At 63.9% G+C, this 14429-nt stretch carries 14 protein-coding genes; 5 read left to right on the plus strand and 9 right to left on the minus strand.

Annotated features, from left to right (window positions below; all coding sequences use genetic code 11):
- Positions 1–24: 24 nt before the first annotated feature.
- From R3355_RS04245 to R3355_RS04260, 4 genes are all read right to left on the minus strand, one after another.
- Entirely contained in the window at positions 25–459 is a 435-nt protein-coding gene (locus R3355_RS04245) for a thioesterase family protein (protein ID WP_318960188.1), read from the minus strand.
- A gap of 48 nt (positions 460–507) precedes the next feature.
- The gene (locus tag R3355_RS04250) at positions 508–1671 is read right to left on the minus strand and encodes an iron-containing alcohol dehydrogenase (RefSeq protein WP_318960189.1); all 1164 of its coding nucleotides are present in this window, start codon (positions 1669–1671) and stop codon (positions 508–510) included.
- 586 nt (positions 1672–2257) lie between these two features.
- Entirely contained in the window at positions 2258–4048 is a 1791-nt protein-coding gene (locus tag R3355_RS04255) for an acyl-CoA dehydrogenase C-terminal domain-containing protein (RefSeq protein WP_318960190.1), read from the minus strand.
- Positions 4045–5286, minus strand: coding sequence for a 3-hydroxyacyl-CoA dehydrogenase (locus tag R3355_RS04260; RefSeq protein WP_318960191.1), 1242 nt, complete (start codon positions 5284–5286; stop codon positions 4045–4047). The genes R3355_RS04255 and R3355_RS04260 overlap by 4 nt, the downstream gene beginning before the upstream one ends.
- 183 nt (positions 5287–5469) lie before the next feature.
- Here R3355_RS04260 and R3355_RS04265 point away from each other — a divergent pair, with 183 nt between their 5' ends.
- Positions 5470–6369, plus strand: coding sequence for a LysR family transcriptional regulator (locus R3355_RS04265; protein WP_318960205.1), 900 nt, complete (start codon positions 5470–5472; stop codon positions 6367–6369).
- 9 nt (positions 6370–6378) lie between these two features.
- On the opposite strand, the gene R3355_RS04270 is transcribed toward R3355_RS04265, so the two are convergent.
- Both R3355_RS04270 and R3355_RS04275 read right to left on the minus strand, forming a co-directional pair.
- On the minus strand, positions 6379–6642 hold the full coding sequence (locus R3355_RS04270) for a hypothetical protein (RefSeq protein WP_318960192.1): 264 nt from the start codon (positions 6640–6642) through the stop codon (positions 6379–6381).
- Between the two features lie 334 nt (positions 6643–6976).
- Positions 6977–8470 carry an NAD(P)/FAD-dependent oxidoreductase gene (locus R3355_RS04275; RefSeq protein ID WP_318960193.1) on the minus strand — a complete coding sequence of 498 codons (1494 nt, stop codon included), beginning with the start codon at positions 8468–8470 and terminating at the stop codon, positions 6977–6979.
- Positions 8471–8743: 273 nt separating this feature from the next.
- Between R3355_RS04275 and R3355_RS04280 the strand changes: the two genes are divergently transcribed.
- On the plus strand, positions 8744–8989 hold the full coding sequence (locus R3355_RS04280; protein WP_318960194.1) for a hypothetical protein: 246 nt from the start codon (positions 8744–8746) through the stop codon (positions 8987–8989).
- A gap of 188 nt (positions 8990–9177) precedes the next feature.
- Here R3355_RS04280 and R3355_RS04285 read toward each other — a convergent pair whose 3' ends face one another.
- The gene (locus R3355_RS04285; protein WP_318960195.1) at positions 9178–10110 is read right to left on the minus strand and encodes a LysR family transcriptional regulator; all 933 of its coding nucleotides are present in this window, start codon (positions 10108–10110) and stop codon (positions 9178–9180) included.
- Between the two features lie 119 nt (positions 10111–10229).
- On the opposite strand from R3355_RS04285, the gene R3355_RS04290 reads away from it, so the two are divergent.
- The gene (locus R3355_RS04290; RefSeq protein ID WP_318960196.1) at positions 10230–10964 is read left to right on the plus strand and encodes an SDR family oxidoreductase; all 735 of its coding nucleotides are present in this window, start codon (positions 10230–10232) and stop codon (positions 10962–10964) included.
- A gap of 145 nt (positions 10965–11109) precedes the next feature.
- Positions 11110–11340: a 4-oxalocrotonate tautomerase family protein gene (locus tag R3355_RS04295; protein ID WP_318960206.1), complete on the plus strand. Its 231-nt coding sequence runs from the start codon at positions 11110–11112 to the stop codon at positions 11338–11340.
- A gap of 289 nt (positions 11341–11629) precedes the next feature.
- Here R3355_RS04295 and R3355_RS04300 read toward each other — a convergent pair whose 3' ends face one another.
- The gene (locus R3355_RS04300) at positions 11630–12055 is read right to left on the minus strand and encodes an HPF/RaiA family ribosome-associated protein (RefSeq protein ID WP_318945764.1); all 426 of its coding nucleotides are present in this window, start codon (positions 12053–12055) and stop codon (positions 11630–11632) included.
- A 323-nt stretch (positions 12056–12378) separates the two neighbouring features.
- Between R3355_RS04300 and R3355_RS04305 the strand changes: the two genes are divergently transcribed.
- Positions 12379–12870, plus strand: a complete 492-nt coding sequence (locus tag R3355_RS04305) for a hypothetical protein (RefSeq protein ID WP_318945762.1) — start codon at positions 12379–12381, stop codon at positions 12868–12870.
- A 141-nt stretch (positions 12871–13011) separates the two neighbouring features.
- Here the strand turns inward: R3355_RS04305 and R3355_RS04310 are convergent, their stop codons facing one another.
- Positions 13012–13356 (minus strand): cupin domain-containing protein, encoded by a 345-nt coding sequence (locus tag R3355_RS04310; protein ID WP_318945761.1) that lies wholly within the window; start codon positions 13354–13356, stop codon positions 13012–13014.
- Positions 13357–14429 lie beyond the last annotated feature (1073 nt).

The following is a 14429-nucleotide window of genomic DNA, read 5'->3' on the forward strand; positions in this document are numbered from 1 at the left end:
CCGGCCTGGTGCGCACAGCGCACCCTACGGGATCTGCAACACCGCCAATGCCGTGCGCAAGCGCTCGGGAATCGGCAGCGGCCGGTTGCTCGCCCGGTCGACGAACACATGCACGAAGCGCCCGGCCGCGCAGGCCTGTTCTTCGCCTTGCTTGAACACCGCCAGCTCGTACTGCACCGAGCTGTTGCCCAGCTTGGCCACCCGCAGGCCGATCTCGATGCGCTCGGGGAAGGCGATGGAGGCGAAGTAGTCGCAGCTGGAACTGACGACGAAACCGACCACCTCGCCGTTGTGGATATCCAGGCCGCCGACCTCGATCAGGTAGGCGTTCACCGCACTGTCGAAGTAGCTGTAGTAGGTGACGTTATTCACATGGCCATAGATATCGTTGTCGTGCCAGCGCGTGGTGATCGGCTGGAAGTGCAGGTAGTCGCGGCGCAGGTGCTGGGGTGGGTTCATTGAGTGTCCTTGGGGTAGGGTGCGCCGCGCGCACCAACGGCGCTCAGTTCAATAGGCCGACTGGTAGATGGCCAGGGCATGCGCCTCGGTCATCTCGCGCGGGTTATTCACCAGCAGGCGTTGTTGCAGCATGGCCTCGCCCGCCAGTTGCGCGAGCATCTCCTGCGGCACGCCGGCGTCACGCAAACGTGTGGGCAGGCCGCTGCGTTCGCAGCAATCGGCCAGTGCGAGGATGAATTGCTCGGCCTGCTGCATGGCGCTGCCGGGGCGCAGCTTGGCGCCCAGCACCAGCGGCGCCAGTTCGGCATACAGCGGCGCGGCCACTGCCGCATTGAAGCCCAGCACGTGCGGCAGCACCAGGGCGTTGCTCAGCCCGTGGGGAATGTGGAAGTGCCCACCGAGCGGATAGGCCAGCGCATGCACTGCCGCCACCGGCGCATTGGCGAACGCCTGGCCGGCCAGACAGGCGCCGAGCAACATGGCCTGGCGCGCCTCGCGGTTGCTGCCGTTGTGCACCACCTCGTCCAGATTGGCGGCGAGCAGGCGCAGCGCCTCGCGCGCCAGCAGGTCGGACAGCGGGTTCTTCTTCAGCGCGCTGGTGTAGGCCTCGATGGCATGCACCATGGCGTCGATGCCGGTGGCGGCGGTCACCGCCGACGGCAGGCCGAGGGTCAGGTCGGCATCCAGCAGCGCCAGGTCCGGCAGCAACAGCGGCGAGACCACGCCCTGCTTGGTCGTGGCGCCGGTGGTGACGATCGCCACCGGGGTCACTTCCGAGCCGGTGCCGGCGGTGGTCGGTACCTGGATCAACGGCAGGCGCCGCCCCCTGGCATTGCCGACGCCGTAGATGTCGGCCAGTTGCTGGCTGCAGTCTGGATGGGCGAGCAGCGCGACCAGCTTGGCCACGTCCATCGAACTGCCACCGCCGAAGCCGATGATCAGTTCGGCCTTGAGCTCTCTGGCCTGCGCCACCGCGCTCTGCACTATGGCTTCCGGCGGGTCGGCCACCACCTGATCGAACACCTGGGCGGTCAGCCCTTCCAGCAGGAAGCCGGGCAACACCTCGGCGAGCAGACCGAGTTTGGTGATACCGGGATCGGTGACGATCAATACCGCCTTGGCGCCGCGCTCGACGCACAGCGCGGCCAACCGGTGAGCGGCACCGGCTTCGCAGATGATCTGCGCGGTGGTGGCGAAGCTGAATGGCAGCATTGTTGTGGTCCTCTGGTTGTCATGAACGGTAACCGCGTACAGGGTTCCCTGGAGGAGCCTGGGGGACCGTGGGATGCCGATCGATATTCGTTTACCGCAAAATCCAGCCCCTCACCCTAACCCTCTCCCCGGTGGGCGAGGGGATTTTTGCGGTGGCGCCCGCTCTTGCGCAGTGCGGCTCGAGTACCCGGTGCCCTTTGATCCTTCGCGGTCAAGACCGCTCCCACAGGGATCGCGGAAGACCGACGAATACTCGACACACCATCGACCCGCCCCCTCTCCCCAGCGTGCGAGGGGATTTTGGCGGTGGCACCCGCTCTTGCGCAGTGCGGCGCCAGTACCCGGTGCCCTTTGATCCTTCGCGGTCAAGACCGCTCCCACATGGATCGTGGATGACCGACGAATACTCGACACAGCATCGATCCGCCCCCTCTCCCTTCCAGGGAGAGGGCTGGGGTGAGGGTGCGGTTGGGCCATCCATCCCGAGACACCCGCAAAATTTTCGCGGCTAAAGCCCCTCCCACAAAAACACCGCAACCCCGTAGGAGCGGCAGCGTGCCGCTCCGCTTCAGCCGCGAACATCGGTCTAAAACGCGAAACTCGCCTCCGGCATGGCCATCAGACAGTCCGCGCCACCGAGCAGTGCTTCGCGGTGGCCACTGGCGCGCGGCAGCACGCGCTTGAAGTAGAAGGTCGCGCTGTGCAGTTTGGCCTGGTAGAAGGCCGGTTCGGCCAGCGCCTCGTCCAGTACATCCTGCGCCCGGGCGGCGGCTTGCAGCCAGAGGCCAGCCAACAACACATAGGCCGAGTACTGAAGGAAGTCCACCGAGGTGGCGCCGATCTCCTGCACATCGCGCTGGCTGGCGGCGATCACCGCGCTGCTCAGTTCGCGCCATTCGCCGATGCGCGCCTGCAGCGCGTGGGCCAGTTCGGCCAGGGCCGGACGCTTCATCTGCTCGTCGCACAGCTGGCTGAACTCGGCCTGCAGTTTCGACAGTTCGCTGCCGCCATCGCCGAGTACCTTACGGCGGATATAGTCCAGCGCCTGGATGCCGTTGGTGCCCTCGTACAGCTGGGTGATGCGGCTGTCGCGCATCAACTGCTCCATGCCCCACTCGCGGATATAACCGTGGCCGCCATAGACCTGCACGCCGAGGCTGGCGACTTCCTGGCCCATGTCGGTGAAGAAGGCCTTGACCAGCGGGATCAGCAGCGCCGCGCGCTTGCCGGCGGCCTGGCGGGCGCCAGCGTCCGGGTGCGCGTGTTCGAGATCGAGCTGGCGCGCGCAGTAGACGCCGAGCATGCGACTGCCTTCGACCAGAGTCTTCTGGGTCAGCAGCATGCGCCGCACATCGGCATGACTGATGATCGGATCGGCCGCCTTGCCCGGCTCGGCCGGACCGCCCAGGGCGCGCGATTGCAAGCGCTCGCGGGCATAGCCCAGCGCGCCCTGAAAAGCCGCCTCGGCGATGCCCAACCCTTGCAGACCGACCTGGAAGCGCGCGTCGTTCATCATGGTGAACATGCAGGCCAGGCCCTGATTGGCCGCACCGATCAGCCAGCCAGTGGCGCCGTCGAAGTTCATCACGCAGGTGGCGGCACCCTTGATGCCCATCTTGTGTTCGAGGGCGCCGCAGCTCAGGGCATTGCGCTGGCCCGGGCTGCCATCCTCGGCGGCGATGAATTTCGGCACCAGCAGCAGGCTGATGCCCTTCACCCCGGCCGGCGCATCGGGCAGACGGGCGAGGACCAGATGGACGATGTTCGCCGACAGATCCTGCTCGCCGCCGCTGATGAAAATCTTGCTGCCGCTGACCTTGAAGCTGCCGTCCGCCTGCGGCTCGGCGCGAGTGCGCAGCAGCGCCAGATCGGTGCCGGCCTGCGACTCGGTGAGGCACATGGTGCCGGCCCACTGACCGCTGACCAGCTTGCCCAGGTAGGCCTGTTTCAGCGCCTCGCTGCCGTGTTTGCACAGCGCCAGCACCGCGCCTTCGGTCAACCCGGAGTACACGCGGAACGACAAGCTGGCGCTCATCAGCATCTCGTGGAAGTTGCACGCCAGCATCTGCGGCAAACCCTGGCCGCCGTACTCGCTCGGCCCGGTCATGCTCGCCCAGCCGTTGTCGACGTATTGCCGGTAGGCTTCGGCGAAGCCATCCGGCGTGCTGACCCGCCCGGCATCCAGGCGGCAACCCTGTTCGTCGCTGTTGCGATTGAGCGGCGCCACCACGCCAGCGGCGTAACGCGCGCCCTCCTCCAGCACACCGTCGATCAGCTCGCGATCCAGGCCGTTGTCGAGCAGCGCGCAGTGCCCGCCGATATCGAACAGCTCGTGGAGGACGAAGCGCATGTCGCGCAGCGGCGCCTGGTAACTCATACCCGGCCCTCCTGCACGGACGCGAACGGCTGGCCGCTGGCGGCCAGGGTTTCGATCAGCCTGGCTGGCTGCCAGTGCTCGCCGAAGCGTGCCTGCAACGCCTCGAGCCGCGCCAGAATATCCGCCAGCCCCTGCGCGTCCGCCCAGGCCATCGGCCCGCCCTTGTCCGCCGGGAAGCCATAGCCGTTGAGGTAGACCAGATCGATGTCATGGCTGGTGCTGGCGATCTGTTCTTCGAGGATTTTCGCGCCTTCGTTGACCAGCGCCAGCAGGCAGCGCTCGAGGATTTCTTCCGGCCCGATGTCGCGACGGACGAAGCTCAGCTGTTCGGACACCTGCAACACCAGGGCGTCCACCTCGGGATCGTGCTCGGCCTGGCGGCTGCCCTCGGCGTAGCGGTAATAGCCCATGCGCGCCTTCTGGCCGAAGCGGCCGAGGCCGCACAGACGGTTGTCGACCTGCACCGTCGGCTCGTCCTGGCCAAGCCCTGCCAGTTCGCGGGCGCGCCATTCCAGGTCGATGCCGACCACGTCGTACATGCGGAACGGTCCCATGGCGAAGCCGAAGCCTTGCAACGCGGCGTCGACCTGATGCGGGTAGGCGCCTTCGAGCAGCAGCATCCGCGCCTCGCGCACGTAGCTAGCGAGCATGCGGTTGCCGATGAAGCCATGGCAGTTGCCGGCCACCACCGCCACCTTGCCGATGCGCCGGCCCAGCTCCAGGGCGGCGTCCAGCACCGCCGGCGCGGTCTTGGCGCCGCGGACGATTTCCAGCAGCTTCATGATGTGCGCCGGGCTGAAGAAGTGCAGGCCCAGCACCTGCTCTGGACGCGCGGTGACAGCGGCGATGGCATCGATATCCAGCGCCGAAGTGTTGCTGGCGAGGATCGCCGCCGGCTGCATGATGGCGTCCAGGCTGCGGAATATCTGCTGCTTGAGCTCGAGGTTCTCGTACACCGCCTCGATCACCAGATCGGCCCCGGCCAGGGCCGCGTAGTCGCTCACCGGAGTGATGCAGGCCAGGCGCGCGGCGGACTGCTCGGCGCTGATCCGGCCGAGCGTGACATTGTGCGCATTGGTCTCGGCCACCACGCCCAGCGCCTGCTCGAGCATCTGCGGGTTGTTGTCCAGCCACAACACCGCAATGCCGGCGTTGGCCAGGCTCATGACGATGCCGCGGCCCATGGTGCCGGCGCCGATCACGGCGGCTTGCTGAACGGTGAAAGCGGAGTGGCTCATCGGGGTTCCTCTGGCTGGAGAATGAATGGACATGCCGCCTGGATGCGATTCCCGTAGGACCGGGGTTCAGCGCCGCACTCACTCAGGCATAGCTCAAGAGTCGGGCGAAGAAAAATCGCCACCACCATAAGCAAGGCGCTACTATTTTTGAAATTTAGTCTTGTGATAAGTCGTATTCAGCAGATGAATATCTTTACCTTCGACCTGAACCTGCTGCGCGTGTTCGATGCGCTGATGCGCGAGCAGCATGTCTCGCGCGCCGCCGAACGCCTGGCCCTCAGCCAGCCGGCGGTGAGCAACGCGCTGAACCGGCTGCGCGAACTGCTCGACGACCCGCTGCTGGTGCGCGTCGGCCGCAGCATGCAACCGACCCCGCGGGCGCTGGCCCTGGAAGCGCCGATCCGCGCCGCCCTGCAGCAAATCGAGCAGAGCCTGATGGCCGGCGAGGCCTTCGATCCGGCGAGCAGCCGGCAGCGCTTCAATATCGCGGTGACCGATTACGTCGAGCTGATCTGCATGCCGCGCCTGGTCGAACGGCTCAGCCGGCAGGCGCCGGGCATCCGCATCGACATCCGTCACCTCAGCCCGAGCCTGCCGGCCGAAGCCCTGGACAAGGGTGAACTGGACCTGGTGCTGGGCCGCTTCGAGGAGACGCCCGCGCGCTTCGCCCGCCGTCACTGGATGAGCGAAACCCTGCAACTGGCGTTACGCCGCGACCACCCGCAGGCTGCGGAGAAGCTGGATCTGCAGACGTTTCTCAGGCTGCGCCACCTGTGGGTTCACGGTGGCCAGACCCGCGGCATGGTCGACCAATGGCTTGGCGAACAGGGCCTCAGCCGCGAGATTCTCTACACCACACCGAACTACCTGCAGGCCGCGCATATCGTCGCCAGCAGCGAACTGGCGGCCGTGCTGCCCAGGCAACTGGCACGCCACTTCGCCGCGCTGTTGCCGCTGCAACTGTTCGACCTGCCCTTCCACCTCGGGCCCTTCCACCTGGAAGTCGTCAGCCTGGCGCAGCGCCAACGCGACACGGCGTTGCAGTGGTTGATCGAACAGATAATTGCCAGCGGCCAGGACTGACCACCACCATCAGCCAGCGACCGCAGCCAGCTCCGTCACGGACGCCGCGCTGGTTTGCCGCGAGTGTTGCTGCGGGGGCTGGGTGGAGAAAAGTCGCTCAGCCTCGGCATGATTCCAGAGCGGGCCTTCGCTGATCAGCATGCCGTGCATGACCAGGCAGCTTCTGCCAGCGAACTGCAACCTGATCGGGTCGCGCTGGACAATCACCCAGCCCTCGCGCAGCAATTGATCGATGTGCGCGCGTAGCGCAGGGAGGTAGCGTTGCTCTTGCATGGACGAGTCCTTTCTTGCCAGCAGATGATGACATTGGCACGGCCCACAGAGCCGTCGCACTCATCCATAAAATACCTGACGAATAATAGTGGCCTTGTGCCTTGCAGAAAAGCGAAATTTGCCCTGGCGCTGTAGCCGATAGCCACTGATCAGCTATGGCGTTTGGCTTACACAAGACCATGCCGCAGAGCGGCACGCCTCTGCGGCTGCATCGCCGCGGGGCGCACCGCCTACAAGAGCGCGATGATCCCGTAGCCCGTATAAGCGCCAGCGCAATCCGGGAGCGATCGTAGGGAGACAACAGGTTACGCAGGGTATCGAGCCGATGATCTCGTCAAACGACAGAGCCGAACGCCGTGGCATCCTCGCGGCGTTGCGGCGAGCTGAATTCCAGGTAGCCGTCCTCCAGCTTGCCGTAGCGCAGCAGCGCCAGGTCGAGCAGGTAGTTCTGGTAGAGCTTCCAGGGCACGCGGTCGCCCTGCTTGGGAATCCTCTCGGCGGCGCGCTGGATGTAGCCGGAGGTCAGATCGAGGAACGGCGCTTCCCCAACCCGACGCGCCGGGTCGCGCGGGGTGCACTGGCGCATGCCGATGGCGTCCATATGCTTGATCAGGCGGCAGAAGTACTCGCTGGACAGGTCCGCCTTGAGCGTCCAGCTGGCGTTGCTGTAACCGAGCACCACCGCGGCATTGGGCAGGTCGCGCAGCATGATGCCGCGGTAGCCCATGCTCTTGGCTGCGTCGAACGGCTGGCCGTCCACCGCCACTGCGATGCCGCCGAACAGCAGCAGGTCCAGGCCGGTGGCGCTGACGATCACGTCGGCCGGCAGCACCTGGCCGGATTTCAGACGGATCCCGGTTTCGCTCAAGCTGTCGATCTGCTCGGTCACCAGCGACGCCTTGCCCGCGCGCAGCGCCTTGAACAGATCGCCGTCCGGTACCACGCACAGGCGCTGATCCCGCGGCTGGTAGCGCGGGCTGAAGTGGCGCATGTCGAAACCCTCGCCCAGCTGGCGCCGAGCCTGGCCCAGCAGCAGGTTGCGCATCAGCCTCGGCAAGCCCCTGGCCAGCTTGTAGAAAGCCAGCTGCATGAGCACATTGCGCGTGCGCACCAGGCGGTAGACCAGGGCCGGCGGCAGCCAGCGGCGCAGCAGGTTGGCCAGCCCATCGCGCTGCGGCAGGCTGACCACATAGCTCGGCGAGCGCTGCAGCATGGTCACGTGCCGGGCCTTGTCGGTCAGCGCCGGCACCAGGGTCACGGCAGTGGCGCCGCTGCCGATCACCACCACGTTCTGGCCGCTGTAGTCGAAGCCCTGCGGCCACTGTTGCGGGTGGATAAACGTGCCGCGGAACAGTTCTCGGCCCCGGTACGGCGGGGTATAGCCGGCGTCGTAGCGGTAGTAGCCGGTGCACATCAGCAACTGATTGCAGCTCAGCAGGCTCGGTTCGGCCGCCTCGCCGCACTGCACCTGCAGGGTCCAGCGCGCCGCCTCGCTGCACCAGTCGGCCTTGAGCACCCGGTGCCGGTAGCGGATCCTGGCGTCGATGCCGTTCTCCCGCGCGGTCTCCTCGATATAGCGGCGGATCGACGGACCGTCGGCAATCGCCTGCGGGTCGGTCCAGGGTTTGAAGTTGTAGCCGAGGGTGTACATGTCCGAGTCGGAGCGAATACCCGGGTAGCGAAACAGATCCCAGGTGCCGCCGAGGGCATGCCGGCCTTCGAGGATCGCGAAGCGCTTGCCCGGGCACTGCTGCATCAGGTGATAAGCCGCACCGATACCGGACAGGCCGGCGCCGATGATCAGTACATCCAGGTGTTCCACATCCATGGGCTGCCTCGCTGTCGTGTTGCCTTGCCCGGCCGACGAGCGCGGCCAGGCGGGTTCGCCAGATACAGGGTAGACCCTGGCCGCGCCGGCCAGCCGTTAGCCTGCCGAATAGCCGCGTGCCCCGGCTGAGCGACAGCCTCAGCAAGCGGCGCGCGCCCATGTCCCAGCCAGCCATACCAGCCCCGGGCACAACTTGGCCACGAAAGCACCGCCCCAGACGCCTGCTGTCGGGCAACCAACGTCCAAGATCGGTGCCCGGCCCCGAGCAGCTGCATGGTTTCGGCGCAAGACCTCGCCGAATGGCACGCCCTGGATAACCGCATCGACAGCAGACGCGTGTGCGTCAAACACCGCCGCGGCTCGATCGACGACAGCGAATACCGCAAGGCGGCTATGGTGCATTTTCGCGAGCAATCCCGGGCCTGGGAAAAGCGCTGGGCGCGGGATGGCCAAGAGTGGAGCAAACAGATGGAGCAGCGATATTGCAGTGCGGCGAATGGGTTTAGTCGGATGAGGTGAGGATAGGGCGTATAGGGTCGGACCAACGTAACTCCCTGACTGAAAAGAAAAAGCATCGCACGGCAATGGCCAAACAACCGCTTAAACAGCCCATTCCGACATCAAAGTTCGTGTTTTAAGGGACGGGATGCCGTGTGCGAAAAACTACGGTGAGCACGACCAGCCCAATCCTTCAGCCCACCCGGCAACTAAGCCACCCTCACTTGCCCCCAGCCCTTCTGCTTGTCCATCAGAAAATCGATAAAGGCCCGCAAACGCAACGGCACATGCCGCCCGTGCGGATAGAGCAAGGTAAATGGCCGCGAGCGGCCGCCATAGGGTTGTAGCACTTCCACCAGTGAGCCTTCGGCCAGTTCCCGTTCGATGGTAAAGCGGTAGGCCTGGAACAGCCCGGCGCCGTGTTTGGCCAGGGTCACGCCGCCGAGTACGTCATCGGAGCAGACGTAGGCGCCCTGGGTGAGGATTTCGCAGGGGCGGCCGCCGTCGTTGAACAGCCAGGCGATGCGTCGGCCGCTGCTGGGCAGTTCGAACTGAATGCATTCATGTTGCACCAGGTCGTCGAGGTGCTGCGGGGTGCCGGCGCGTGCCAGGTAGTCGGGAGTCGCCACCACGACCAGCGCGGCGTCTTCCAGGTGGCGGGCGATCAGGCCGGAATCCGGTTGCGCGCGCACGCGGATGGCCATGTCGTAGCCTTCGTCGACGAAGTCGATATTGCGGTTGCCCAGGTGGATGTCCACTTGCACCTGCGGATACTGACGGCGGAACTCGGGCAGCAGCGGCAGTATCCGGTGGTGCCCGTAGGTGGTGGGGATGCTGATGCGCAGGGTGCCGGACGGCGTCTGTTGCTGGCCCATCAGCTCGCGCTCGGCTTCGAGCATCTGGTTCAACGCGCCGCGGCATTGCTGGTGGTAGGCGAGCCCGCCTTCGGTCAGACGGATGCTGCGGGTGGTGCGCACGAACAGGCGCACGCCAAGCCGCGCCTCCAGGCGCGAGACCGAGCGGCTCACCGCTGCCGGGGTGACGCCGGCCGCCAGGGCGGCACCGGTGAAGCTACCGATCTCCGCCGCCAGGCAGAACAGCTCGATGCTGCCCAGCAGTACATCGTCGAATTGTCGCCGCATTAGTTACACCGTGTATCAAGTGAAGTGCCTGGCCGCATATTTATCCGCTTTCAACGCACAAATATAGTCCTGTCCAACAACGCGACACGCTGAGCCCCCTACCCCACAGGACTATCACCATGAGCAACAACAGAACAGTCGTTATCACCGGTGCCTCCAGCGGCATCGGTCTTGGTCTGGCCAAGGCTTATCTCGCCCGCGGTTTCAATGTGGTCGGCAATGCGCGCTCCGCAGCGCGGCTGGCCAACGCTGCCGAAGCACTGGGCGGCAACGGGCGCTTTCTCGGCGTGGCCGGCGATATCGCCGACCCGGCCACCGCACCGCGCCTGATCGCTCGCGCTATCGAGCGCTTCGGTCAGGTCGATGTGCTGGTGAATAACGCAGGGTTCTTCCTGCCCAAGCCCTTTATCGACTACACGGTTGATGACCTGGACAGCATGCTGGAAACCAACCTCAAGGGTGTGGTGTACGCCTCCCAGGCCGCGGCGCGGCACATGATCGAGCGGCGCCAGGGCCACATCATCAACATCACCGCGAGCATCGCGCTGCAACCGAACCTGGCCGTACCGGCCATGCTGCCGGTGCTGATCAAGGGCGGCCTGAATCAGGCGACCCGCGCCCTGGCGCTGGAGCTGTCGCCGTACAACATCAAGGTGAATGCGGTGGCGCCGGGGATCATCGATACGCCGATGCATGACCCGGCAACGCGCGAGTTCCTCAACGGCCTGCAACCGGTCGGGCGGGTGGGACGCATCGAAGAGATCGCCGACGCCGTGCTCTATCTCTCGCACGCCGATTTCACCACCGGCGCGGTGCTGCCGGTGGATGGCGGCATGAGCGTCGGCAAGTGGTAAACCCAGTTTAAAAACCAGTGCGTAGGGTGCGCCGTGCGCACCGGCGATCCCTCACCTGCTGGTGCGCACGGCGCACCCTACGAACTCTGACCGTTTCAAACGCAGTGGCGATAGCCCAACGCAACAGGCTACGGGCACATCGTCAATTCAAACCCCAAGGAGTATCGATATGCCTTTCGTCAATGTGCGCATTACCCGCGACGGCGTTACCCGCGAGCAGAAGGCCCAGTTGATTCGCGAGATCACCGAAACCCTGCAACGGGTGTTGAACAAACGGCCCGACCTGACCCATATCGTGATCGAGGAAGTCGACACGGATAACTGGGGCTACGCCGGCATGACCACTACCGAGTATCGGCAGCGAACGACAGATTGAGCGGGTACGGATTGCATGGAGTCGCGGTCAGCCGCAGGAGCGCCATAACTCATGCAATCATTGGCATACGGTTTTTTTGATAAATGTAGATTTAGCCGCTAATTTCGCGGCCGCAGCGGAGCGCTACTAGAATAGGCAGTCTCTGTGGGCTGAAGCGGATCGCCGCCCGGCCCACCCTACGAGCTGGCTGGTGGATTGCGTGACGGCTGGCGCAACCTTAAAGGGGTTGCCATGCAAGCATGGCAACCCCTTATGGCAATGATTCAGGATTCAACGAATGGGGCGCGGCTTAACCCCGGCCCAGGGCTTCTTCCTTGGCCAGGAATTCTTCCTGCAGCAGGGCCTCGGTGACTTGTTCGGGGTCTTCGCTCAGGCGTGGGTCGTCGATATGCCCGGTGGATATGGCCCTGACTTCGAGCTTGCCGACCATGTGCTCGAGGGCATGGCGCATTTTTTCGGTGGCGCCGTCCACAGCCTGTTCGAGCGATGAGGCTTTGTAGGTGACTGAAATAGCTTGATGGCCTTTGGGCCGTGCTTCGATCTGGCAGCGTTTGTCATCGACACCGGCCTTGTTGCCGTTTTCGTCGCTGACATGCACTTCAACCCGGGTGAGAAAATCTTCAAAACGGTCCAGGCGCTCGGTCACTGTTGCGCTTACCCACTCCTGAAGCCGGACACTTCCTTCGATATGGTTGCTTCTCACATGAATTTGCATGGTATTCCTCGCTTCTGACGGGTCTGTACCTTCGAGGGCAGGCATAGCGTCGAGGTTCCGGACTTTGTCGTTGCGACGCTGACAAAGCCCACAATCTGCGACGTTGCAGCTGCGTATGCGCAGCCCTGTATTGCCCCGAGTCTACAGGGGGTGTTCTGAGTTCGCTCCTTCACATTGCGACAGAACATTTATGACAATGGCAGGCGCGGAAGGCAACCCCCTATCGCCTGCCTGGTGAGGTAAATGATGCCGAGGCAATAGCGCCACGCCTGGGGCAAAATGAGCGTTGCTTGTTCTACCGGCCATTAGCCAAGGACGTGGATATGACACTTGAAACCTGGGAGCTGCTGTCCTACATCGTCACGGTGGTGGCCTTGCCCTTCGCGATTGGGGTTTTTCTCGTCGAGCAACGCAAGGAGCGCGCGAATGAACAGGAAGCCACCTGGCAGCAGATTTCCGATGCCTATATCGACTTCCTCGAGGTAGTGCTGGCCAACCCGGACCTGAAGCTGCGCAGTCAACCCGCCACCCCGGATTTGACCGATGAACAGCGCGAACGCATGTTGCTGATTTTCGACATGCTCATCTCGCTGTTCGAGCGTGCCTATCTGCTGGTCTACGCGCCCGACATGGACGAGAAGAAACAGCGCCGCTGGCATTCCTGGGAGGACTACATGCGCGAGTGGAGCCAACGCGAGGATTTTCGCGAACGGCTGCCACAACTGCTGCGCGGGGAAGACCCGGACTTCGCCATCTACCTGCAACGGCTGGCTGATGAGGAAGCGAGCGCGCCCGGGGGGCTGCCCACTCCATAGGATGAGCACAACGCGACCCATCGTCAGCAAAGGCAGACAGCCAAGCCAGTCTGGGCTGGTAAGCCTTGTTGGGTATCGCTGCGCTCAACGCCAACCTGCAGATGCGCCAGGCTTGGCGGCAGTGTTTTACGCAATGCCGCGTCAGGCGAAGACGAAGTACTTGCGCACCGTCTCGACAACTTCCCAGGTGCCGCGCATGCCCGATTCGACAATGAAGATATCGCCGGCCTTGAGGTGAATCGGCGCCTGACCGTCCGGGGTGATGATGCAGTAGCCTTCCTGGAAGTGGCAGTACTCCCATTTCTCGTAGGCGACCCGCCATTTGCCGGGGGTGCAGATCCAGGTGCCCATGATCTTGCTGCCGTCTTCCGAGGTGTAGGCATTGAGGTTGACGGTGTGCGGGTCACCGGCAAGTTTTTCCCACTTGCAGGCGTCGAGCATCGGCATTGGGGAGGTATCGCGAAGAACGGTGATCGGGTTAGGCATGTCTGCTCCAAGTGGTTCGGCTGAAATAACACCCGCCTAACCTAGAGCCTCTGGCGCCTGCACGGATGTCTGAAGTCGACCCCAAAATGCCTGGAAACGCGCTGTTTGAATAAGTGCTGAAGCAGCAGTCCCTCGGATTGCGCGGAGCCCAACATGCCACGGGGGCGCACAAAGCCAAGCGGGTACACGCTGGATTCTCGACAGGGCCAACTGGCCAAGGCCAGGGAATACGGGGTTGTTGCCGGGGTTTATGCGCGTTAATTCCTGAAGCCTCAGGTTTTATTGCTACTCGTACTAAACCTTTCGCGATGAATCGGATTACCTTAGGACTCAGGACAGCAACAAGGAGGGTTTAAGCGAATGACGACACGCAGTATCACTTGTCCCCCAATCAGCACCCGCGTGATTCTGCACGCCGGCCGCAGTGCCAACGCACAGAATGCACGTGTAACCATGGAGTCGAAACATCCGGCCGTGGGTGCAGGTCAACAACACATGATGGCAACCCAACTCCGCGCTTAGCGCGTAACGCCGCAGCTCGTGCATGGGCAAATCGTACAAGGCGAAACAGCAGAACGGCATCACCCGACCATAGGTCAGGATAGATAGCCCTAGCGCTAACGAAGATCCGTTCAACTGCAGAGCATGGCGACCCAACACAGCATCCTGGCACTCGTCCAGGCGGCCAGTAGCACAGAACCGGCGCCCTGCGGGGCGTGAACCAGAAAAACCCGAGACGGCGGCTGACCTTTACCAGCGCCGCCTCGGTTCTGCTCTTACCCTTTCCCGACGCATTTCATCCCGATCAAGCATCGGGATGAAATGCGTCGTGTGTGGCCATGATCGTGCATCGGGAATGCCGCCCAACCTCCCCCAGGCGCGACGCCATAGGTACGCCGGCGGTGTTTTACGCGGCAACCGCGTTTGCCTGCGGTGCGCACGGTGTTCAGCCGGGAGACATAGGTAACAGGTGTCGGGAGACATAGGTAACGCATTTAGGCTTACGGAATCTTTCGAATGAAGGGAGTTCGAGCGATGCCGTGGCAGGAGTGCACCACCATGTCGATACGACG

Source organism: Pseudomonas sp. (assembly GCF_033723075.1).
GTDB lineage: Bacteria > Pseudomonadota > Gammaproteobacteria > Pseudomonadales > Pseudomonadaceae > Aquipseudomonas.